The sequence below is a fragment of the Arthrobacter antibioticus genome, assembly GCF_030063205.1.
Taxonomy (GTDB): Bacteria; Actinomycetota; Actinomycetes; order Actinomycetales; family Micrococcaceae; genus Specibacter.
Map to the genome: position 1 here is coordinate 105,371 of NZ_JASISQ010000003.1, position 20,765 is coordinate 126,135.

Annotated in this window: 17 protein-coding genes; 9 read left to right on the plus strand and 8 right to left on the minus strand. The window is 54.2% G+C overall.

Annotated elements, in window-relative coordinates; translation table 11 throughout:
* Nucleotides 1-359: 359 nt before the first annotated feature.
* Together QMG40_RS08015 and QMG40_RS08020 are read left to right on the plus strand one after the other, a co-directional pair.
* On the plus strand, nt 360-956 hold the full coding sequence (locus QMG40_RS08015; protein WP_283530302.1) for a GAF and ANTAR domain-containing protein: 597 nt from the start codon (nt 360-362) through the stop codon (nt 954-956).
* A gap of 37 nt (nt 957-993) precedes the next feature.
* A complete protein-coding gene (locus tag QMG40_RS08020) occupies nt 994-1,713 on the plus strand; it encodes a GAF and ANTAR domain-containing protein (RefSeq protein WP_283530304.1) in 720 nt (239 codons plus the stop codon).
* A 75-nt stretch (nt 1,714-1,788) separates the two neighbouring features.
* Here the strand turns inward: QMG40_RS08020 and QMG40_RS08025 are convergent, their stop codons facing one another.
* Nucleotides 1,789-3,471: a sensor histidine kinase gene (locus QMG40_RS08025; RefSeq protein WP_283530306.1), complete on the minus strand. Its 1,683-nt coding sequence runs from the start codon at nt 3,469-3,471 to the stop codon at nt 1,789-1,791.
* On the minus strand, nt 3,449-3,820 hold the full coding sequence (locus QMG40_RS08030; protein ID WP_283530308.1) for a response regulator transcription factor: 372 nt from the start codon (nt 3,818-3,820) through the stop codon (nt 3,449-3,451). The genes QMG40_RS08025 and QMG40_RS08030 overlap by 23 nt, the downstream gene beginning before the upstream one ends.
* Here QMG40_RS08030 and QMG40_RS08035 point away from each other — a divergent pair, their 5' ends adjacent.
* Nucleotides 3,821-5,713, plus strand: coding sequence for a glycosyltransferase family 2 protein (locus QMG40_RS08035; RefSeq protein WP_283530310.1), 1,893 nt, complete (start codon nt 3,821-3,823; stop codon nt 5,711-5,713). It begins immediately after the preceding gene.
* Between the two features lie 6 nt (nt 5,714-5,719).
* Here the strand turns inward: QMG40_RS08035 and mfd are convergent, their stop codons facing one another.
* A complete protein-coding gene (mfd, locus tag QMG40_RS08040) occupies nt 5,720-9,388 on the minus strand; it encodes a transcription-repair coupling factor (RefSeq protein WP_283530312.1) in 3,669 nt (1,222 codons plus the stop codon).
* 207 nt (nt 9,389-9,595) lie between these two features.
* Here mfd and QMG40_RS08045 point away from each other — a divergent pair, with 207 nt between their 5' ends.
* Nucleotides 9,596-10,099, plus strand: a complete 504-nt coding sequence (locus QMG40_RS08045; RefSeq protein WP_283530314.1) for a DUF2505 domain-containing protein — start codon at nt 9,596-9,598, stop codon at nt 10,097-10,099.
* 12 nt (nt 10,100-10,111) lie between these two features.
* Here QMG40_RS08045 and QMG40_RS08050 read toward each other — a convergent pair whose 3' ends face one another.
* On the minus strand, nt 10,112-10,918 hold the full coding sequence (locus QMG40_RS08050) for a response regulator transcription factor (protein WP_283530316.1): 807 nt from the start codon (nt 10,916-10,918) through the stop codon (nt 10,112-10,114).
* 219 nt (nt 10,919-11,137) lie between these two features.
* Here QMG40_RS08050 and QMG40_RS08055 point away from each other — a divergent pair, with 219 nt between their 5' ends.
* Complete coding sequence (locus QMG40_RS08055; protein ID WP_283530319.1) at nt 11,138-12,838, plus strand: sensor histidine kinase; 1,701 nt, start codon at nt 11,138-11,140, stop codon at nt 12,836-12,838.
* Between the two features lie 1,059 nt (nt 12,839-13,897).
* Here QMG40_RS08055 and QMG40_RS08060 read toward each other — a convergent pair.
* The 4 genes from QMG40_RS08060 to QMG40_RS08075 all read right to left on the minus strand — a co-directional run bounded on the left by QMG40_RS08060 (nt 13,898) and on the right by QMG40_RS08075 (nt 16,683).
* Complete coding sequence (locus tag QMG40_RS08060; protein ID WP_283530321.1) at nt 13,898-14,674, minus strand: hypothetical protein; 777 nt, start codon at nt 14,672-14,674, stop codon at nt 13,898-13,900.
* A gap of 125 nt (nt 14,675-14,799) precedes the next feature.
* On the minus strand, nt 14,800-15,411 hold the full coding sequence (locus QMG40_RS08065; protein ID WP_283530323.1) for a signal peptidase I: 612 nt from the start codon (nt 15,409-15,411) through the stop codon (nt 14,800-14,802).
* Between the two features lie 11 nt (nt 15,412-15,422).
* Nucleotides 15,423-16,013 carry a hypothetical protein gene (locus QMG40_RS08070; protein ID WP_283530325.1) on the minus strand — a complete coding sequence of 197 codons (591 nt, stop codon included), beginning with the start codon at nt 16,011-16,013 and terminating at the stop codon, nt 15,423-15,425.
* Nucleotides 16,014-16,092: 79 nt separating this feature from the next.
* Nucleotides 16,093-16,683, minus strand: a complete 591-nt coding sequence (locus QMG40_RS08075) for an alternate-type signal peptide domain-containing protein (protein WP_283530327.1) — start codon at nt 16,681-16,683, stop codon at nt 16,093-16,095.
* A 303-nt stretch (nt 16,684-16,986) separates the two neighbouring features.
* Here QMG40_RS08075 and QMG40_RS08080 point away from each other — a divergent pair, with 303 nt between their 5' ends.
* The 4 genes from QMG40_RS08080 to QMG40_RS08095 all read left to right on the plus strand — a co-directional run bounded on the left by QMG40_RS08080 (nt 16,987) and on the right by QMG40_RS08095 (nt 20,760).
* Nucleotides 16,987-18,726 (plus strand): sensor histidine kinase, encoded by a 1,740-nt coding sequence (locus QMG40_RS08080; protein WP_283530329.1) that lies wholly within the window; start codon nt 16,987-16,989, stop codon nt 18,724-18,726.
* 250 nt (nt 18,727-18,976) lie between these two features.
* On the plus strand, nt 18,977-19,345 hold the full coding sequence (locus tag QMG40_RS08085) for an Hpt domain-containing protein (RefSeq protein ID WP_283530331.1): 369 nt from the start codon (nt 18,977-18,979) through the stop codon (nt 19,343-19,345).
* Nucleotides 19,346-19,538: 193 nt separating this feature from the next.
* Complete coding sequence (locus tag QMG40_RS08090; protein WP_349361609.1) at nt 19,539-19,904, plus strand: VanZ family protein; 366 nt, start codon at nt 19,539-19,541, stop codon at nt 19,902-19,904.
* A 187-nt stretch (nt 19,905-20,091) separates the two neighbouring features.
* On the plus strand, nt 20,092-20,760 hold the full coding sequence (locus QMG40_RS08095; protein WP_283530334.1) for a hypothetical protein: 669 nt from the start codon (nt 20,092-20,094) through the stop codon (nt 20,758-20,760).
* The last annotated feature ends 5 nt before the right edge of the window (nt 20,761-20,765 follow it).

Genomic DNA, 20,765 nt, shown 5'->3' on the forward strand with positions numbered 1-20,765 from the left:
GGTCTGGGGCGAATATCTCATTGTAGATGGACAAAGGAAGAATAGGTAACAATTTCTCGTGTCTTCTGGGTAGTTAGCGTGAAAAACGGGCATAGGGTGGAGGGACATCAGTAATCCAGTGATGTGTTTCAGTGCTTTTTAATCAAATCCAAGGAGGCGCGTTCCCGTGCCTCTCAATGCCTGCGCTAATGCCTCATGGTTGAATGTGTCTACTCTCATCCGTCCGGTCTCTGCGTCAACTTCTGCGGTTGTGACTATGAGCACAGCCAATGGTTGAAAGTGTGGACTCTGAATTTGCCCATTTTGGGGCTGAGCTATGTGCAAGCTTTCTGCAGAAGTTGCCCATTACTGGTATCTCTATGTCAGCATCTTCGGGCTTTGGACCAGAAACCTCGGTGTTTTCCAGCGACACCACCTCTGCCGGGATAGATGAGCTGCAATTCGATTTGGGGGAAGGGCCCCGGTGGACTGCGCTGCAAACGCGCCAGCCGGTGTTGCTCCCAGACGTTAAATTGGAGGCGCCTGTAAGCTGGCCTGTTTTTAGTAAAGCCGTCTCCGAATTTGAGGTAGCCGCCATATTTGTGTTCCCACTGCGTGTTGGTGCCGTAGATGTGGGTCTTATAGAAATGTATAGCTCAACGCCAGGATCTTTGGAATCCGCGGATTATTCACTAGCCATTCAGCTTTGCGAGGCCGCCTCCTGGCACCTTTTACGGTACATTTTGTCCCTAGGTCCGGCTGAGGGCACCCAAAGCATGGAGCCCTCAGAGTCCACAGAGCGAGTTTCCCGCCGGGCAATCCACCAAGCCACGGGTATGGTTTTGGTCCAAACAGGACTGTCGGCCACGAATGCGCTTTTGTTATTACGCGCCCACGCTTTTTCACATGATCAAACAGTGCATGAGGTCTCACGTGATGTGGTCAGCAAACGGCTTGACTTCACACAACACGGATGAGGCGATCTCCGCGCTCCTAGAGGAGTAGAATTAACAAATGTCGACTATAAACCGCGCCCGACGCGTGAGTGCCGCTTTCGTGAAGATAGCGGACACTTTGGTGACTGACTACGACGTTGTAGACATGCTGCACACACTTGTTGGGGAGACCGTTGGACTTCTAGATGCTTCAGCAGCCGGGCTGCTGCTGGTGGACCCCGCAGGTGAATTACAGGTGGTTGCCTCCACGAGCGAAAGAAGCCAGCTTGTGGAAGTACTTGAGCTGGAAGCCGGGGAAGGACCATGTATTGAGTGTTTTCGGACGGGCACCGTGGTCTCTGTCCCTGACATTGCTTCCGATGGCGCACGCTGGCCCCATTTTCAGGCCGCAGCGCTCTCACAGGGCTTTGTCTCAGTTCATGCTGTCCCCATGAGGCTGCGCGGGAACACCATCGGCGCTCTGGACCTTTTTCGTCAGGAGAAAGGCCGACTCAGCGAGGAAGACGCAATCCTGGCCCAAGGGTTTGCTGACATTGCCACCATCAGCCTCCTGCAGGAACGGGCACTGCGGGAAAGCACCCTGGTGAACGAGCAGCTCCAGCGGGCGCTGAATAGCAGGATCGTGATTGAACAAGCCAAGGGCGTCATTGCGCAAACCGCAAACGTCACCATGGATGAGGCTTTCGCCCTCCTGCGTTCCTACGCACGCTCCCACAGCACGCCACTGTATGAGACCTCTATGAACGTGGTGGAACGCATCATCACCATCACGGCCTAGGGACTCTGTGGCGGCACAGGAACTAGGCCCCAAGAAAAAACACCTGTATTGCTTCAGCGCTTCTTAGACATCGCGTCAGGGCGTGATCAGTGCAGGAATTCTTAGAGTGAACGTGCTCCCCTTCCCGGTTTGGCTCTGTGCTATTAGAGTTCCGCCATGGGCATCGACAATATCTTTGGTGATGGCCAATCCCAAACCTACACCTGGGACTGCGGCACTGCGGGCTGAATCTGTTCGGTAAAAGCGTGTGAAGAGCCGCGCTTGTTCATCGTCATTCATGCCGACCCCGTAGTCACGGACCAACACAACCACGCCAGAATCTTCATTCCTTCCCACAACATCCACAACACTGGAGGTAGGGGAGAATTTAATGGCGTTGGAGATCAAATTATCAATAGCCTGACTGATCCTGCCGCCATCAAAGCTGCCTAACAGCCCCTCCTCCGCATCCAGACGAAGCGTTATACCCCGTTCCGCAGCACGCGGTCGGGCAGCGTCCACTGCCGAGATGAGCAAAGGATACGCATCCCCAGGAACCAAAGAGACAGCCATGGCATCGCGTGTTGAGTCAAGCAAGTCACTGACTAGGGTCAACAATCGTTCGGCATTGCGGGAAATTACTTTCAGATAACCAGCCGTCGCTTCGTCTTTCTCCTCATCCATGACCAGTTCTAGGTAACCCAGAATGGAGGTCAATGGTGTGCGGAGTTCGTGGGATACACTGGCCACAAAATCTTCTTGGGCCGCCACCGCTTCCATCACTTCCGTCACATCGTGGAACACCACAACTGCCCCCTGGTTGTTCCCCCGGTCATCAATTATTTGTCGTGCCGACGTTGACATAGCACGCTGATTGACCCCCCTGCCCAACCAATACAGCTCACCAGAAAATTCGGCTCCGTCCACGGCTCGCCGGACCGGCCGTTTGGCTGGCTCTACAGCTGTAGTCCTGTCAGAACCGAACACTAGTAGTTCCGCTTCCGTAGGATTGAGCTTGCCTGGAGGTACGGCCAAACTGTGAAAAGTCCGCTGTCGAGTGTTCATAAGAACGTCACGCCCTTCTTCATCCACTACAACTACTCCCACCTCAGCCACGTTGATAATGGTGTCAAGATGCCATGCCCGTCGGTGCGCAATGGTAGAAGTTTCCGTCAAACGCTGCGCCTGCACGGTCAAACTTCTGGTAACGATCGTGGCTGCGATAGCCAGAGCCATCATGATCAAAGGGATCAGCAACGGTTTGATCAAGCCTGAACGGGTGGGCTCGGTAGTGGCAAAAATAAAAGGTGCCCATGCGATGGCCAAAGGAGCAAAAAAAGCAACCATCCGTGTGACGAGCGGGGGAATGTCCGACCACGCAAGCCAAAGCACGGGAAAGACGGATAAAAGGCTCACACCATTCAAAGTAGAATTGGTGCCATGGACCATCGCGCCAATGGGAATGAAATCCGCCAATGGCACAAGCCACATACACCAGTGCGGCAGCCGGCTCCAGCGCAGCAGCGCAGCAGCGCCCGTCAGTAAGAAGACCCCTGCAACACCCAAACTAAATAGCTCGTTTTTTACCAAGGCTGGGTCAATGACTAGCAAGAACACCACCACAATCAAGGTGGTAACGGTCAGTGGAGTCTGGCTCCACAGTACCCTGTACGCACGGGGTAAGGAAAAGAAATCCGCCCCCACAGTGACTCTCAACCCGCTAAGTAAAGTGGCGCCTTTTTCACCGCCAGGCGTCTCAGCGCCTAATGATTTCCGCAAGTTCTTCCTTTAACGAAATCGCCCTAAATGGTTTGAGAATGTAAGCGTCTGCTCCCGCGGCCATGGCACTGTCAATATCCCCTTGGCGCCCACGGGCGCTGAGCATCACCACCTTTCCATCGTGGAAGATCCGCAGTTCCCGCAGAACAGCCACTCCATTAATGTCCGGGAGCCCAATGTCCAATGTGATCAAATCTGGCCGAGCACTACGCGCACTTTCTAAGCCGGCCCGACCCGTTGCCAAAGAAGTAACTGAGAAGCCCATCTGGCTCAGAACTATTTCCAGCAATCCCCTGATATCGTCGTCGTCTTCAATGACCAGTGCTTTTTTTCCCCTAAAATCCAACATGTGCCCAGTATAGTGAAGAGTTACTTTACTTCTGCTGAAAGGGAAGCCCCCACAGTGCCAACAAACCAGCCTCGTGCCCCACACTGCGCTGATTCAGTGGTCATGGTTGCTTTGGCCCTCGTCTATGGTGCTGCAGCATTTTTGGTATTTTGCAGCTCCGGTCTATTCGGAGACTTTGGTGAAAATCCTTGGCGTGACACCGCGCTGCTGGCAGTGACGTTAACGGCTTCGTGCGCACTGACCTATATTTCGATGCTCTATTACGCCTATTTGCGCAGACGCCCAAATAACATTGGCGACCCGGAGATTCTGGATTGGCACTTTCTGATCCCTTGCCGAGACGAGGAAACCGTGGTGGCGGCCACTATTTCTGCTGCCCGCACCAGTTTTCCCTTTGCACATGTTTGGGTTATCGATGACTCAAGTGAAGACGGGACCGCAGCCGTAGTCTCCCGTGCCATGGATTTCGATAAACGCGTGCACCTGATATCCCGGGTACCCCCTGAGGCTAGAATCGGCAAAGGTGAAGCCCTCAACCACGCTTTCACGATTGTTTCGGATTTCATCGGAAGCGACAGTTCTCGCCGGGCACGGACTGTTATTGGAATTCTTGACGCCGACGGTTATCTCTCAGACGACTCGCTCAAATTTTTGTCCGGACCTGAGTCCTTCGGCGATCCAAACGTCGGCGCCGCCCAACTTGAAGTGTGGATGAAAAATCGCGATGATCGGCTGCCACTGCCGGAACGGGGAACACCTTCAAACGCATTGGCCAGATACTTGATTAGAATGCAGGATTTGGAGTTTCGGGCCACTAATTCTGCCATGCAGATGCTTCGAGTGCGCACAGGCACCGTCGGTATGGGTGGGAACGGACAGTTCACCCGGCTGTCCGTTCTAGATGAGGTAGCAACAAAGTATGGCAAGCCTTGGGGCAATAAGCTCGCCGAAGACTACGAACTTGGGCTGCGAATATTGGGGCTCGGCTGGCGAAACCATTATGTTCCTGAGGGTCATGTCTCGCAAGAGGCTTTACCATTCACGCGCCGTCTGCTAACGCAACGTACCCGCTGGGCACAAGGCAACATGGAATGTGCTTCTTTGCTTTCTGATCTTCGCCGGTCCAAGTCGCTTAGATTCTCTGGTGCACTTGAAATCCATTATTTCATGGCTCAGCCGTTGATAATGATGGGTAACTTGTTGCTCATCCCGATCCTCACTTACTTTGCGCTCATTGAGGGCAGATTCGGTTTCCTCGACGCCAGCGCAGTAATTCTGCAGGTTCTGGTGATCGTCCTATTTCTTTTAATCCCCTACTCGAGTTGGGGGGTCCTGTATCGCAGGAAAACACGGACAGAAGGGCGAGGATTTGGTGGACTACTGCTGGGCGTTGGAGCGTTATTCTACCTTTATGCTACGTATTTGTACTATCCCCGCGCTATAGGCCGTCTATTGACCGGGCGTAATTCTTGGGCGAAGACGGCTAGGAACAAGGATGGCAGAAACGTCCTAGCTATGGCCGATGTGTTCATGCTTGGTGAGCTGCCAGTTCTTGACCGGCGGACTCTGGCGCAGCTAGCTGAGGATTTAGGCAGCGCAGAACTGGCCACCAACTTCTCGAATGCCTTTGCCATGATGTGGCCTCAGCGTATGGCACGTCTGGAACAGGCGGTAGCGGCACAAAATTACGAGCAGGCTAACGATGCGGCCGGTAGCATCCGGGTATCCGCCACGATGGTAGGCGCAACACAGCTAGAGACTGCGGGGGCACAAATCGTAGAACTGATCCTCGCAGCGGACCCGGCAACGGCCCAAGGGGCGCTAGCCCAGCTAAACCGTATCGGCGAGGCCGCGGTGGATTCCATGCGTTTGCTGCGATTCACCGCAGAATAACCGGCTTCAAGCGGTTGGCACTGCTGTCGCATCGAAGATCGCTTCAAGCACTCCCTGTGCCCAGGTGAGTACCTCTGCATCGGCTAGGTCCCGGCCACCAATGCGCGCGGTTTTGGGCTTGGGGATCAACACTGAATTTAACGCCGGTTTCACCAACGATCCCGGATACATGCGCATCAAACGCATCACCTTTGATTCGGGGAGATCGGCAGGGGCAAACTTAATGAAGTTCCCCTGCAAGGCAACGTCCGAAAGCCCTGCGCCGCGAGCCATGACCTTAAAGTGAGCCACCGCAATGAGGTTGGTGGCAGCAAGAGGCAACTCACCGTACCGATCAACCAGTTCCTCCTGCACCTCTGCTATTCCTTCAACGCTGACAGCTGCTGCGAGTTTCCTATAAGCCTCAAGGCGCAGGCGCTCCCCGGGGACGTAGTCGTGCGGTAGGTGAGCATTGACGGGCAGCTCAATCTTCATTTCCGCCAGCCGCTCCTCCCCTTCGCCGCGGTATTCGGCTACTGCCTCGCCCACCAACCGGATGTACAGATCGAACCCAACGCCTTGGATGTGGCCCGATTGCTCCCCACCCAGTAGGTTTCCGGCTCCTCGAATTTCCAGATCTTTCATGGCCAGGGCCATTCCTGCACCTAGCTCATTGTGAGCTGCCACAGCTTTCAAACGCTCCAGGGCAACCTCGCCCAGCGGTTTGTCAGCGGGGTAGAGGAAGTAGGCGTAGGCACGCTCACGGCCGCGGCCCACGCGTCCGCGCAGCTGGTGCAGTTGGGACAGCCCGTAGTTGTTGGCTTGCTCCACGATGAGCGTGTTGGCGTTGGAAATATCCAGTCCTGTTTCAATGATGGTTGTGCAGACCAGGACGTCAAAGCGTTTCTCCCAGAAGTCAACAATGATCTGCTCCAGCCGTGACTCGCTCATCTGGCCATGAGCCACAGCTACGCGTGCGTCAGGAACCAACTGTTGAATATGAGCGGCGGTGCGCTCAATTGATTTAACACGATTGTGCACATAAAAAACCTGTCCTTCACGCATGAGCTCCCGGCGGATGGCGGCCCCCACCTGCTTGTCGCTGTGCGCACCAACATAGGTCAGCACAGGGTGACGTTCCTCTGGCGGTGTGGCCAAGGTGGAGGTCTCACGAATGCCCGTCATAGACATTTCCAAGGTGCGCGGGATGGGTGTTGCACTCATCGCCAGAACATCCACGTTGGTGCGCATCTTCTTCAGCGCTTCTTTGTGCTCAACACCAAAGCGCTGTTCCTCATCGACAATCACTAGCCCTAGGTCCTTAAACGCAAAGTCCTTTGAAAGCAGCCGGTGCGTACCAATGACAACATCCACTGTCCCGGTTCTGACCCCTTCAACAATTTCCTTCGACTCTTTTGCCGTTTGGAAGCGAGAGAGCGGTCTGACGCGGATGGGAAAGCCGGAAAAGCGTTCGTTAAACGTTTCATAGTGCTGCTGTGCCAACAACGTGGTGGGCACAAGCATGGCAACCTGTTTGCCGTCTTGGACAGCCTTGAAAGCCGCACGCACAGCAATCTCAGTCTTGCCATATCCCACGTCACCGGAAATCAGCCTGTCCATGGGAACTTCCTTTTCCATGTCAGCCTTGACCTCGTTGATGGCAACGAGCTGGTCCGGCGTCTCCACGTAAGGGAAGGCTTCCTCCAACTCGGCCTGCCAGGGCGTGTCAGCTCCGAAAGCGTATCCACGGCTTGCCATGCGGGCCGAATACAAACGGATGAGCTCTCCTGCAATTTCCTTAACTGCCTTGCGAGCTTTGCCTTTAGTGGCTGCCCAGTCAGAACCACCCATTTTTGACAGCGCCGGGGCGTCCCCACCTACGTAAGCGGTCACCTGATCCAGCTGATCGGTGGGCACAAACAGTTTGTCCCCGGGTGCACCGCGCTTGGATGGGGCATACTCCAAGACCAAATATTCACGCAGTCCTGCGGCTCCGCCAACTCCTGCTCCCACTACTTTGCGCTGAATCAACTCAACAAATTTGCCCACACCGTGCTGTTCGTGAACAACGTAATCCCCCGTTTGTAGCTGGAGAGGATCCACGGCATTCCTGCGTTTGGAAGGCATCTTGCGCATGTCCCGGGTAGAGACGGCTGAGGCACGCCCCAACAGGTCAGCTTCAGTGAGCAGGCCTAGCTTCAGCGAGTCAAGAACAAAGCCACGTCCGGTATCCGCTGTGGTCACCTCAATAATCCCCGGTTGCGGTTCATGGTCCAGTGTTTCAACGCGCGACGCCGGAATGTTGGCTTCGTGGAATAGCTCGGCAAGGCGTTGGGCTGGGCCAGGGCCCTGCGTCGCGACAACAACGCGCCACTGGTCCTTGACCCGCGAACCAATAAACTCCATCATTTCTGCCACATCGCCGCGGTAACCGCGAGGTTCCCGCGCGTGCAGGTTTAGTACATCCGTAGCTGTCCCTAGTTCCTCGTCTTGCGCCAGTGCGCTCATGGTCCACCAGCTCACTCCATGGCCAAGTGTCAGTTCGCGTGTCTCCGCCAAAGATTTGAATCCAGCTGTTGCCAGGTCGATTCCGTCCGCAGGCAAAGAGGCTGAGGCGAGGTCCAGGGGTGCATTGCCGCCATCGGATGCTGTGGACCAGGCGGCTTCGAGGAATTCCTCGTTGGTGGATACCAAATCGTGTGCCCTGGCGCTGACCTTTTCAGGGTCCAGCACCACAGTGATTGAGCTGGCCGGAAGTAGCGATGTCATCGCCACCATACCGTCGACTAAGGCCGGCGCCAACGATTCCATGCCTTCTACAGCTATGCCACCAGCTATTTTTTCCAACATGGCGGATGCGGCAGGCATCATGTCTTTGAGCTTTGCGGCACGGGACATGACAGTGGGGGTGATCAAAATTTCGCGGCACGGCGGGGCATACAGTTCAGTGGGGTGGGAAATGCTGCCTTTTACTGACGTCAAGGTGCGCTGATCGGCAACGCTGAACCAGCGCATGGCTTCAACCTCGTCGCCAAAAAATTCAATGCGAACGGGGTGGTTTTCGGTGGGTGAAAAAACATCCAGAATACCACCACGAACGGCAAATTCACCCCGGTGAGTCACCATGTCTACGCGAGCGTATGCGGCATCAGATAGGCGTTTGATTAATTCCGTAAACGGGATGTCCTCGCCTACTTTTACGCGCACCGGGACAAGCTCACCCAAACCAGCTACCAGCGGCTGCACAACAGCCCGGATCGGCGCCACGATCACCCTGAGGTGAGTTCCGGAGTCGAGCTCGGGGTGTGCCAGTCTGCGCAAAACGGCAAGACGGCGACCCACGGTATCCGAGCGCGGAGACAGCCGCTCGTGCGGAAGTGTTTCCCAACTGGGGAACTCCGCTACCGAACCAATGGGCAAGTAGGAACGTAGCGCGGCCACGGTGTCCTCTGCCTCGCGGCCTGTCGCTGTGATGGCCAGGACCACCCCTGGTTCACTGTCAGCGGAGGCGGCTGCAGTAGCACTCCGTTCACTTAGCCCGTCCGCTACTTCGGCAAGGAGCACGGCACGCATGCCGGCGGGGGCGCTGAAGGCTACGTCCGTGCTGCGTGTTGCGGGATCTGCCGCTGCGTAGCTGCGTACCCTGGCGAAGAGTGGATCCTGTGACAGCGCGGTCCGCAACCCTGCAAGACTCATGGGTGATTTTCTCCTTGGTGCCTGTTGATGCCTGACCACTGCCCACGTGATGGCCACTGCCACCTTGTGCGCGTTGTTTACCGTACCGGGGACAGCATGAAGGCCCGGAAATTAATATAATCCCCGGGACATAATCCAGCTTACTCGCAGTGCCCGGGGCTTGGTATCCTAGGAGCACCCCCTAACACCCCCTATTTTGGAGGAAACATGGCGCTTGCCGCCTCAACGACGCTCACAGCAACAGCTCAGCGTGTGACAGATGTCTTTACTAATGCAGACTTCATCAAACATGTCAGCGAAGAAGTTGGTGGGGAGCTGAAGTCATTCACCATTAGCGGGCCCACCACCGCGGCTTTCACCACTAAGACTGTGCGCACACTGCCCACTACTCGGATGCCGGAGATTGTGCAGAAGTTTGTTGGGGCTACCTTGACAGTGACCCAGATTGAATCGTGGAGTGCCCCGGAAGCGGATGGCTCCCGCAACAACGCCATAGAGCTTAAAGTCACCGGTGCACCGGTTGATATCGCCGCTCTTCAGAAACTCTCGGCCACCGGTGAATCCACCCTCGTGGAACTCACGGGCAGCGTCAAGTCCGGCGTGCCGTTTCTCGGTGCCAAGATCGCCACAGCGGCAGAGCCTGTGATCGGTAGGGCACTGAACTTGCAGGCCACGCTTGCGCAGAAATGGTTGGACAATCACGCCAGCTAATTATCGTCGGTGCTAAACCACCAGTCGATACCCAACGCCGCGCACGGTTTTGATCCAGCGCGGGTCACGTGGGTTATCCCCCAGTTTGCGACGCAAGTTAGCCATGTGAACTTCCACCGTGCGCTCATCCGAGTCGCTGATGAAAGAACCAACATCGTATTCTTCCCCTCGAAGTCTGCGCACCAAGTCCGACTTGGTGCGTACTTGCTTACCGCTGTCGAAGAGTGCTGCAAGCAGATCGAATTCCGTCCGCGTTAATTCCAGTTCTTTGCCGTCCACTTCAGCGGTCCTGTCACCACAAGCAAACACCAGTCCGTTGAGAGTGCGTGGTTCAGTAGCTAAAGCAGTCGCCGTCACGGCTAAGGTTGGCTCCTTAGACCCGGGCCTCTCCATATCACTAACGATGGCGGGTACAGGTACCTCCACTGCCACATTCTCTGCGCTGGAGACTCGTGGCCGGCGCATCATTGCACTGATGCGGGCACGGAGTTCTCTAGGACGGAACGGTTTGGTCAGGTAATCGTCGGCACCAGTTTCCAGCCCCAATAAAGTGTCCATCTCATCTGCCCGTCCAGTGAGCATGATGATGTATGCATCGCTGAAGAGCCGGACTCGCCGCGCTACCTCAAACCCGTCAATGTCCGGAAGACCAAGATCAAGGGTGACGATTGCTGGCCTGTGCGTCCTAATAGCGGCCACACCGTCAGCTCCATTGCTGGCGGTGTGAACAACAAAACCCGACTGGTTCAGGATCACACTGACAAGTTCCCGAATATCCTCGTCATCTTCCACGACGACCGCAACACGAGAATTGTCCATTTTTCCCTCACTAATAGTACTAAGACCGTTAAAAAGACCAACTTGTTACTGCAGTTTTGAGGCTCGTGAGCCTTTCGTATCCTCCAGTATGGCATCATCGATAGCGGCGGACTGTAATTTTTCCTGACTTGCGATCAATTTTTTGCACCAGACCGCACTCATGCTTTGTGGAGCCCAGTGCAACGGCTTTCTTCAAAGAGTTACGCAACGGAAGTTATCTTGTCTGAAACACCGAAAAATCAGTTCATTGGCCGGCACCTTCATGAGCGATCCCTAAGAACACGGATTATCTTATCTCAGCTGCCGCTGTTCCTGACCATGACTTTGGCCGCTGCCCTTATTGCCGTGCTGAACCCCGAATTTTTACGAGAGACAACCCTCATCGCAGGTTGCGCACTCAACGCGCTGCTTCTCATGGCTTGCATGGTGGTTCCCTGGAACAAAATCCCTCCAGTAGCTTCGTTGGTGATCCCATACTTGGGATTCATTGCCGTGGCGCTTTTCAGGGATGGTGCTCAAGAATTTCTGTCATCAACAGGAATTCTGGCACTTTTCCCCATCTTTTGGATCTGTTCCTCGGGGTTTGCACCCAAAACAGCCGTCCTTGTCAGCACGCTAGTTAGTTGGGTCATTGTCTGGATCCCCGTTTTTCAAAGTGATGCGCCTCTGAGCGTGGATACTCTTGTCAAGCCGTTGTTATTTCCATTTATGATGCTCGCCTTCTCTGTAGCTTCAGTGGTGCTCACAACCAGCATGGATGCCCATAGAACCCGGCTGGAATCTAAGGACAGGTTACTTCGAGCCGCTTTGGAACAAAGCCAGCACAGCGAACGTCTCATGGAAACCATCCTGGATACCGTGGGTGTTGGTGTGGTGGTGGTTGACGCAGACGGCAACGATCGCCTCGTTAACTCCACACAGATGGCACTGCATGACTTCGGGAAACCGGCAGGGGTCGCCGTTCCACAAGAGGGCGACTTACTATTGTTTAACGCCAACCGAGAACCACTTTCCCCGGAGGCTCGACCTGTACAGCGAGCTATCTCCGGTGAATCATTCACGAACTACCAAATCTGGATTGGTGCCGGCGAACGCGCACGTGGTTTATCCACCACCGCGAGAGTGATCCTCGATGAAGATGGCGCCCGTGATGGCGCCGTGATTGCTTATCATGACGTCACCGAGATGTTTAACGCCATCACGGCTAAAGATGATTTTCTCGCCAACGTCTCTCATGAGTTCCGGACACCGTTGACAGCTATCCAGTCGTATTTAGAGCTGGCGTTGGAAACCCCGGGGCTGCACCCTGGGCACGTAAGAAAATATTTGAGCATCGCTGATCGGAACGCCGAACGTCTCAGTGGATTAGTGACAGATTTATTATCCACCACGTCAATTACCGTGAAACGCAAACAAAGCGATGTGGCACGGCTTTTGGCTGACAGTATAGCTACTGCATCTCCGGCCGCGGCAGTCAATGCAGTGGTGCTTGACTGCCAATCTGAAGAGCCGCTCTTTGCCATGATTGATCCGGTACGCATCGGCCAAGTGCTGGATAATCTGTTGTCCAATGCCGTGAAATACTCCCCCAACGGCGGCACTCTCACGGTCCGTGCTTGGGCTGAAGGTACTGATTTGCACTGTTCCGTCCAGGACACAGGCCTCGGGATGAGCGCAACCGAACAGGCCGGCGTCTTCCAGAAGTTCTTCAGAGCCGGTACAGCTGTTGACCTAGGAATTCCCGGCATTGGCTTAGGCCTGATGATCTGCAAAACCATCATTGAAAGTCACGACGGTACGTTGAATCTAGAGAGTCAGCACGGTGTAGGAACCACCATGAGCTTCGTCATTCCCGCCTGTGTGAGATCAACTAATTCACAACTGACAGTTTCAACGTACTCGACACCTGCAGAAGTATAACGCCAGTAGTATTTGCTAATCTACTTGGGACTGCAACTAGCATGCCTTCGCTTATCTGCGCGGGAAATAGCGCCGAGAACCAGATTCTCGCCTTATGTTACACAAACTGAACTGTCAGCACTATCCGATGGCCCGCAAAGTGATCGTGACTTATAGTTCGCTAGCCTATCTAATTCACCCAGAAAGCTGGCCCCCAGTATTGGATTGTCTTATAGACAGGGTCACCAGCTACATTCCCATCCATCGGCTGGATGCGCAACGTATAACTATCCCACGGCGCCGCATCAGGGAACGCCACATCAGCGCGAAGTGATGATGTGGTGAACTCTACTCCGTACGTAGAGTTGTTTGCCCTGATAGTCACTTTGTAAGATGTCGCGCTACTTCCTGACCAGCTAAGGCCCAGCACTCTGGAGTTTGTAGTGGTACTAACAGTAAACGGACCAAGTGGCGATGGACCCTGCGCTGTCGCGGACCCACATGTTGGGCTTAGTTGACCTCTGAGCTTTACGGTACGATACGAAGCGTCTCCCGCAACGTCCCCGTTCATGGGCTGGATACGAAGGATGTAATCCCCCTGAGCAGCAGCCACGCCCACACTAAAAACGGCTTCACTATTCTGGGATCCAGAATGCGGTATGACCTGGGTTTGGGAAACTATAGTCCCAGCAACGGATCTAAGAGTAACAATATAATGTGATGTACCAGTGCTCCCGTTATTCCGCCAGATAAACCTAGGAGTAATGATCTTGCTATCAGCGCTATTGACTAAATTGCATGTAAAGAAATTTGTTATGATCCCGTTCGGGCGCATTGCAACAATAGGATTGCGCACAATATTTTGCGTACCCGTAGTTTTAGCTGCCCCTGCTGTAATGGTGTAGCCCACCTGGGCGGTTTGACTCCATTTAGCAACCGCTACGCCACCTCCACCCAAAAGCACAACCATAACGAACGCAACGGCAGCCGCGGTGAATCCAGGGAGGTCCCGAATACTGCCACCTCGGCGCAGGAAAGGCTTATGGGCTTTTTGAGAGTTCTTCTGTGGTTCCAGAGGGCTCATCGAGTTTTCTTCCGTCTCCTCGTAGAGATCAGCGTGTACATGACTGCGCTTAGCGCTAATAGCCAAGGCCAGGGCGTGCGGGTGACAGCTGCAACATTACTGTGCATTAAGCCATTCCCGGACCACCGGTTCAACCAAGAGAACGAAAAAACTGACCTTTCTTCGCCCTCTACGGCTCCCTGCACATTCGCGCCACCGAAATTCTGGTACTGAGTACCCGAATCGTTGTTGCCATCGGATTGCAGCGTCGATATCTTTTCTGGGCTGGTCGCCGTTCCTCCAGTCATCGGAGCACGCCCAACCGAGGTACCGACCGGTATGGTTGGCGAGACTGCAGCGCACGGAGACACAAGCGTACCTCCGTCAACACCCTGCATAACGAAGAGCAGTTCAAAGTCAGATACTTGGTTTCGGGTGGCATTGGGTGCCTGCAACGCCAACTGCAAATCAAGATTCATCGGCATTGCTTCACCAGCTTTTAGTGGCCACTTTTCCAGTACCACGGTGCAGTGTCCAGGACCGGGAAGTCTTGGAGCATCTGCAAGTCCCTTGGTAGCGACAGCCTGCAGACCCAGGTACTGCGGCAATATTGCACTGCTGGTCCTGCCAACATTGGCAACAGCAAGAGAAAAATATGCAGCTTCTGAGCTGACGTTATGCACCCACACCTTTGCATTTCTTGATTCTCCAGGCACGAACCCGTGGCTGTCAGCAAAAACGCTCGTTAAGCTTCCGAGTTTATACGCGACGCCGTCCCGGCTGAGCTCAAGCATGGCGTCTGTGTCTTGGGCAGCATGAGCAGGGGTAGCAAGGAACACTCCCAACATCAGTGACGCTAATACGGTTATCACCCCAGGGAGCAAGCTCAAGCGTGGCAAACCAGATCTGTTCGATTGCCTCACTTGCTGCGCCTCCCTTTTGGACGTGCGCGCTTCTTCTCTACCGTTCCTTTCACCATGGTCAGCGCACCGAAACCGATGAGCCCAACCGCTACAATCGGCAAAATAATGTGGCGATCCTGGCCAACCGCATTGGCAACAAATCCAACATAGGGTATGGCGTAGAAGAGTTTTCCCTTAACCTGGATAGCTTGCACGGCTTCGGTGTCCTCAAGCGAGTTGTTATCTCCCTTGGTGGTTAGTGCCCTAGCACCATCTTGTCCCACACCTACGGAGGAGATACGGTGAGTTATCACATCAGCTTTGCCCGACTCGATCTGGTATGTGATTATGTCACCCACTTGAAGATTCTCGAATGGGGCTGGTTTCACGACTAAGAAAGTTCCGGGCGCATATTTTGGCGCCATTGAATTCGTCAACACTGTATAAGTTTGTGACCCCGTGACCAGCGGAACAATGATCATTGCTAGGGCTGCCATAATCGCAGCAAGCAAGAGAATATACGCTGCTGCCCGTCCAACCATCCGTGAAGCATTGCCGAGAGGCCTGGCCGCAACAGCCGGCGCCGCATTGCGCTCAACTGGCGTCTTGCTTCTGTTGACAACAGACATGGCGGCCTCTCTTAGAGTTGGTTGACGACGATGGGGATGGCTACTTCAGCGCTTTGTCCCGTGAGACTTGCTGGCATGTTTGCAGCGAGTGTCGTCTGAAAACAAAACACGCCTGTGCTGCCCTTTGTTATATCTATTGTGGCCGTCACCGGGGTAGCGGCCGAATATAACGATGGCTGGCTACATTGGTCAAGAGAAGTTGCAGCAACTACTTTGGTTCCCAGGTACTGCGCCAATGCAGAACCCGAATTGTTATCTATGACCGGTGCACTGGTGATTGCGCGAACGGTAAAGACACCACCAGCGTCACTCTCATTGCCAAGTTTTACGCCGGCATAGGCGCTCTGTCCAGGTATGACCGTTCCCAACGGAGTGGTGCTCAATGACATGGTTGCTGCGTTTCCGGCTTCACTCGTCATGTTCATAGCGGTACTAGTCACGCTATCGGTCAAACTAATTTGAAAATTAGCGGCCTGAATACTTCCGGCATTCGCATTTGCTACCTTGTTCCAGAGTGCATAGCTACCTTGAACGGTCAGCATTCCCAGCACTACTGCAATCAGCACAAGGCCAGTTGCTTTCAGCGCGTGGGTGGTTTTCATGGCCGCTTCCGTCTAAGGGTGGTGATGTGCCGGTGGAACCGGCACATCACCGGGGTCTAGCGCTGGTATTGCCTGACTGTTAGTTGGCGTTTGCCGGTGCTACCTGAACCAGCTTATATCCGAAGGCTTCTGCGTTGAAGTCATACTTGCTGTTTACTGAGCTGCGGTTCTGCGTGTCGGTTTTGAACGTGAACGTCGTTGTGGCGTTTACGTTGCGAGCGAACGTTGACACGGGGGTGGTCACAGGAACAGTTGCAGCAACGAGGGTTCCGGGAATCAGATCGCCAGTCAATACTTTCTTGGCTGCACTTGTATCAGTGAAAACAGTTGTGACCGCAACATTGGAGTCTTCAAAGTTTTTGTTAGCCCCGGTCGGCAGTCCTTTAGTGACCAGTGTGGCTTTCATCAAGTCGCCCGTCAACGTTACGTTCAGGGGTTGAGTGTAAGTGAGCGTGTCACCCGGCACTACCTTATACGAACCGATGGCGATCGTGGTGCCGGCCGCGTTCTTCCAAACACCGGCATCCGCTACCAGGTTCAAATCACCGGAAACAACCGAACCCATGGAAGCATCCTGCGCCTGGTTCCAGGTAGCCAGTGTTCCGCCGCCACCTACCAACAGAATAACGCCTACGCCAGTTGCAATTGCGCCTTTTACCATCTTGTTCATGCGAGACCCCTTGTTCAAGTTCTTCTCAGCAAGTCTTCCTGCCGATGGGTATAACAATGCCGCTCCCAACTCAAGAATCAGCCTTGAAAACCCGGAAGATTCCAACAAGAATGCCCTAAGATTTTCCCCCGTTCCCAAAGACTCAAGAACACCTCAAGATAAAGTCTCAAGTCTCAGCCAAAAAAAGTCTTGGCTGCGCAACTCGAGTCATAGAACAGCGCTCTTTGGTCCGTGTGGGACTATCGTTATCTGCTGCATTTCAAACGCCCGTTGCGACTGCCACCCTGAAGGATCGAAGTAGTTATGCCAACCACAGTTTCACCGGATAGTACCGGCGGTCATTTCAACTCCAGGGGTACGTTGCAGAGAAGGACCTTCCTCACACAGCTGCCCCTGTCGATCCTGGTTGTTTTTGCAGCAGTCATGGCTATGGCGTTCTATCCGCAGTCGTTTCGGGAACCCCTCTTCATGAGTTCCCTCTTAATGCATGCACTGTTACTACTGGCAGCCTTCGCCGTGCCATGGGACAAACTACCTCGAGGCGCCTTCTTGATAATCCCGTATCTTGATTTCTTGGCGATTGGGCTCCTACGGTTTGGCCACCCTCAGTTCTTGTCAGCAATCGGCTTGCTCATCTTTTTCCCTGTCTTTTGGTTGGCTTCCTCAGGGTTGGCTAAACGCATCTCGGTAGTAGTCAGCGTATTTGCAGCCTTACTAATTGTTTGGATTCCGGTTTTCGGTCCACAGACTGGTTTTACACTGGAGCAGCTCGTCAAGCCAGTCCTTTTTCCTCTAGTCATACTGGCCTTCGCCATCATGGTGATCGCAGTGACCAAAAGAGTTAATCTGCAACGCAAGTCTTTGGAGGCCAAAGATCTGGAGTTGAGGGCCGCACTTGAAGTGAGCAGGCAGCGGGAGCGGTTGTTGTCAACGGTGCTAGGCACGGTCGCCGTCGGACTGGTAGTGGTGGACGCTGACGGCCACGATGTCCTAATGAATGATACCCAAACAGCTCTCCATTCTTTAGCACTCCCAGAGAACATCGCGGACCCTCAGGAGAAGGATCTGTTGCTGTTTGGGCCGGATACGATCACTGAGGTGCCGGCCCAAGACCGCCCGGTCCGTAGGGCTATAGAGGGCGAAACCTTTACTGATTACCAGATGTGGTTGGGAACCGGTGAGACCAAGCGCGCGGTTTCCACTACTGCACGGCCCATGTATGACGCGGCCGGAGCTTTCGACGGCGCCGTGATCGTGTTTCATGACATCACCAAGATGATGGCAGCACTAGAGAGTAAGAATGACTTTGTGGAGCATGTTTCGCATGAGTTTCGTACACCGCTGACATCGATTCACGGCTATTTGGAAATGGTACTGGAGGACACTCCCGAGCTCCCGGACGTTGCGCGACGTTTTTTGGGTATCGCAGCACGAAATGTGGAACGACTGAACGCTTTAGTGGCGGATCTCCTCACGGCGGATGCCGTTACTCTTCAGATAGGTCGCGCAGATGTTGCCCAGTTGATTGAGGAGAGTTTAGGTTCGGCGGCTCCCACTGCCGCGGCCAATAAAGTCACTTTGGTCAACGCCGTGGAGGTACCCCTCCAAGCGTTCGTCGATGCCAGGCGAATTGGGCAGGTGCTGGATAACTTCGTCTCAAACGCGGTCAAGTACTCCCCTGACGGCGGAACAGTCACCGTGCGGGCATGGTCCCACGGAGCGGATCTGTGGTGCGAGGTTCAGGACACAGGTATGGGCATGAATAGTGCGGAGCAGGCAGAGGCTTTCACTAAGTTCTTCCGCGCTAAGTCCGCCATGCAGCGATCCATTCCGGGCATCGGATTGGGGTTGATGATCTCACGGACCATTGTTGCCAAGCATGGCGGGACCATCAGCTTGCACAGTAAGCCCGGGGTGGGGAGCACTATTGGGTTCATGTTGCCCGGTTGTTTGGCCACCAAGGATGAAACAGCTGCCCTTGAACGAATCAATCCAGGGAGTGCGGCTGACGCTGGGCGAGCCAGACCAGTGTCCACTGACTAGCAGACTTCGGGCCTGATGAAAAGCTCAAGATTGACTCAAGTATTACGGCAAATCGGGAAGATTTTGAGTGGTTTTGTGTTGAAAACGGTCTTCTAAAAGGCAAAGGTTGTCCTTTTGTATAAGGTTTCGCCAAGATTGCAATTTTAAGGTGAAAACCAGTCTCATCTGCCTAATCTGGCATTATTATTGAGAGTGAACACACCATCAGTTGAGATTGTGTGTCACAACGAAGCAGGAGTTGGGAGCAAATATGACTGTCACCATGATGCCTCTTGTTTGTACCGAAACTTTGCACACACTAGAAGAATCGCTCAACGGTGAGACGGCTCTTTGCCGCAGCTTCGTCTGCCGCTTCATTGACATGTGGCCCGAGCGTTTCCGCCGCATTCACCAAGCCGTCAAAGCTGGCCACCTGGATAACGCCATGGACGCTGCCTTAAGCCTTCGCAGTTCCAGCATGATGGTTGGTGCCGCCCAGTTGGGCGAGCTGGCCAGTGACCTTGTCAGAACTCTTGAATCAGGCTGCAACGTCAACGCCGCTAGACAACTCAGAGCATTACGACAGTGCGGGAATCTAACTGCAGCCCAACTGACTTCGAGCTACGTTAACGCAGCCTAAGCGGATGTGAACGCACCCCTGCGAAGGAGCATTTTACCGCTTTAACCAGACAGACCAGAGGTGTAAGCACCGCAAGTCCGTGAAACACTCCTCTAGACTGGGCACGTGAGAACAACCAGCCACAAAGTGGCAATAGTCCTAGGCATCATTTATTTTTTTGCGTTGGCAGGAATCCTTTTTTTGGCCCTCCCCTGTGGACAGGCCCATTGATAGCGCACTGACTCATGTCATTGAGTGGTTGCACGCCCACGGATTACCACAATGGTTTGTTGGCTACCGCAAAATTGAATTCGGTGCCAATATTCTGCTCTTTGTCCCCTTTGGCGTTATTTTAACCTTGCGCCTGCCACGCCGCCTATGGTTCTTTAGCGTTGTCATTGCAGCAGCCGTCTCGGGAGCCGTGGAGTTGGCTCAGGGAGCATTTCTGCCCCAACGAGTACCCGCCCTAAGCGACATTGTGGCCAACACCTCCGGAGCCTTCCTTGGTGCGCTACTTGTACTGTTCGTGTGGGCTCTACGCAGGCGCCAGACGCGTGGGCTAACTCCGCAGAAAAGCTAGAAATCCATACACCGAAAAATCAAACACAATAGAATCTAGGGTCTCTTCACATTGCGAACGGATTAACTTCTGCCCCTAGCTCTAGAGCCGCGGAAGCGGCCGGGCTAAGCTAAGAATATAAGGTGGCCCGGCAATTGAGCGGTCATTTTATTTATTGGTGGGAGCATGAACCAACAGACTTGGAACAATGATGAAACCACGTATTCTGGTAATTGCCGGTTTGGGTCTTGCTGTGATCATTATTGCTTTGGCAGTGGTCCTGAATTTATTGCCTGGTCAGTCCGACGAAAAACAGGTTGCTGTTTCCACCATTGCCCCTCCAAGCCAACAATCAGAGCCCAAACCAGCCCCGGCCACCAATGCAGCAGTGCCCGCCCCGGCTAACCCCAAGGCTCCCGCCGCGACGCCAGACCCCAAAAGACCGCTTGAAGTAATTCCCCCTGTTGGGCAACCCACAAATCCAACTTTGCCTAAATCTCGGGTGGACGCGCCATTGATCAAGGCACCGCTTCCGCCCGAGGCCAGCGCCAACGGGAAGCTTGTTGACGGTTTTCCCTCCGCCGTGATTCTTACCGAACCAGCTTCGGCTTTGAAAAGTAGCTCGGTGAGCCCACAAGGATCAATTCTTCAGGTCAGCCTCGTTGCCCGCACCACCACCGAACCGCTGGGCGTCATGGCATTTTACCAAAAGCAGTTTGCCGCTCTGGGATTAAGTGCAGCCCAGGCTCCCGCTAGCACCGGTGCAACTGCCATGTGGTTCACCCGGGGCACGGATAAAATCACCGTTACAGCCACACCACACCCCAGCGGCGGCACGGAGTACAGCGTCTTCGGCATTTTTCACGCAGAAAAATAGGGAAA

What these genes read in the sequence shown, in the direction of transcription:
- QMG40_RS08015 (WP_283530302.1), top strand. Translation starts at nt 360, where the DNA reads ATGTCAGCATCTTCGGGCTTTGGACCAGAAACCTCGGTGTTTTCCAGC.
- QMG40_RS08020 (WP_283530304.1), top strand. Translation starts at nt 994, where the DNA reads ATGTCGACTATAAACCGCGCCCGACGCGTGAGTGCCGCTTTCGTGAAG.
- QMG40_RS08030 (WP_283530308.1), bottom strand. Translation starts at nt 3,820, where the DNA reads ATGTTGGATTTTAGGGGAAAAAAAGCACTGGTCATTGAAGACGACGAC.
- mfd (WP_283530312.1), bottom strand. Translation starts at nt 9,388, where the DNA reads ATGAGTCTTGCAGGGTTGCGGACCGCGCTGTCACAGGATCCACTCTTC.
- QMG40_RS08045 (WP_283530314.1), top strand. Translation starts at nt 9,596, where the DNA reads ATGGCGCTTGCCGCCTCAACGACGCTCACAGCAACAGCTCAGCGTGTG.
- QMG40_RS08050 (WP_283530316.1), bottom strand. Translation starts at nt 10,918, where the DNA reads ATGGACAATTCTCGTGTTGCGGTCGTCGTGGAAGATGACGAGGATATT.
- QMG40_RS08060 (WP_283530321.1), bottom strand. Translation starts at nt 14,674, where the DNA reads ATGCTTGAGCTCAGCCGGGACGGCGTCGCGTATAAACTCGGAAGCTTA.
- QMG40_RS08065 (WP_283530323.1), bottom strand. Translation starts at nt 15,411, where the DNA reads ATGTCTGTTGTCAACAGAAGCAAGACGCCAGTTGAGCGCAATGCGGCG.
- QMG40_RS08070 (WP_283530325.1), bottom strand. Translation starts at nt 16,013, where the DNA reads ATGAAAACCACCCACGCGCTGAAAGCAACTGGCCTTGTGCTGATTGCA.
- QMG40_RS08075 (WP_283530327.1), bottom strand. Translation starts at nt 16,683, where the DNA reads ATGAACAAGATGGTAAAAGGCGCAATTGCAACTGGCGTAGGCGTTATT.
- QMG40_RS08080 (WP_283530329.1), top strand. Translation starts at nt 16,987, where the DNA reads ATGCCAACCACAGTTTCACCGGATAGTACCGGCGGTCATTTCAACTCC.
- QMG40_RS08085 (WP_283530331.1), top strand. Translation starts at nt 18,977, where the DNA reads ATGACTGTCACCATGATGCCTCTTGTTTGTACCGAAACTTTGCACACA.
- QMG40_RS08095 (WP_283530334.1), top strand. Translation starts at nt 20,092, where the DNA reads ATGATGAAACCACGTATTCTGGTAATTGCCGGTTTGGGTCTTGCTGTG.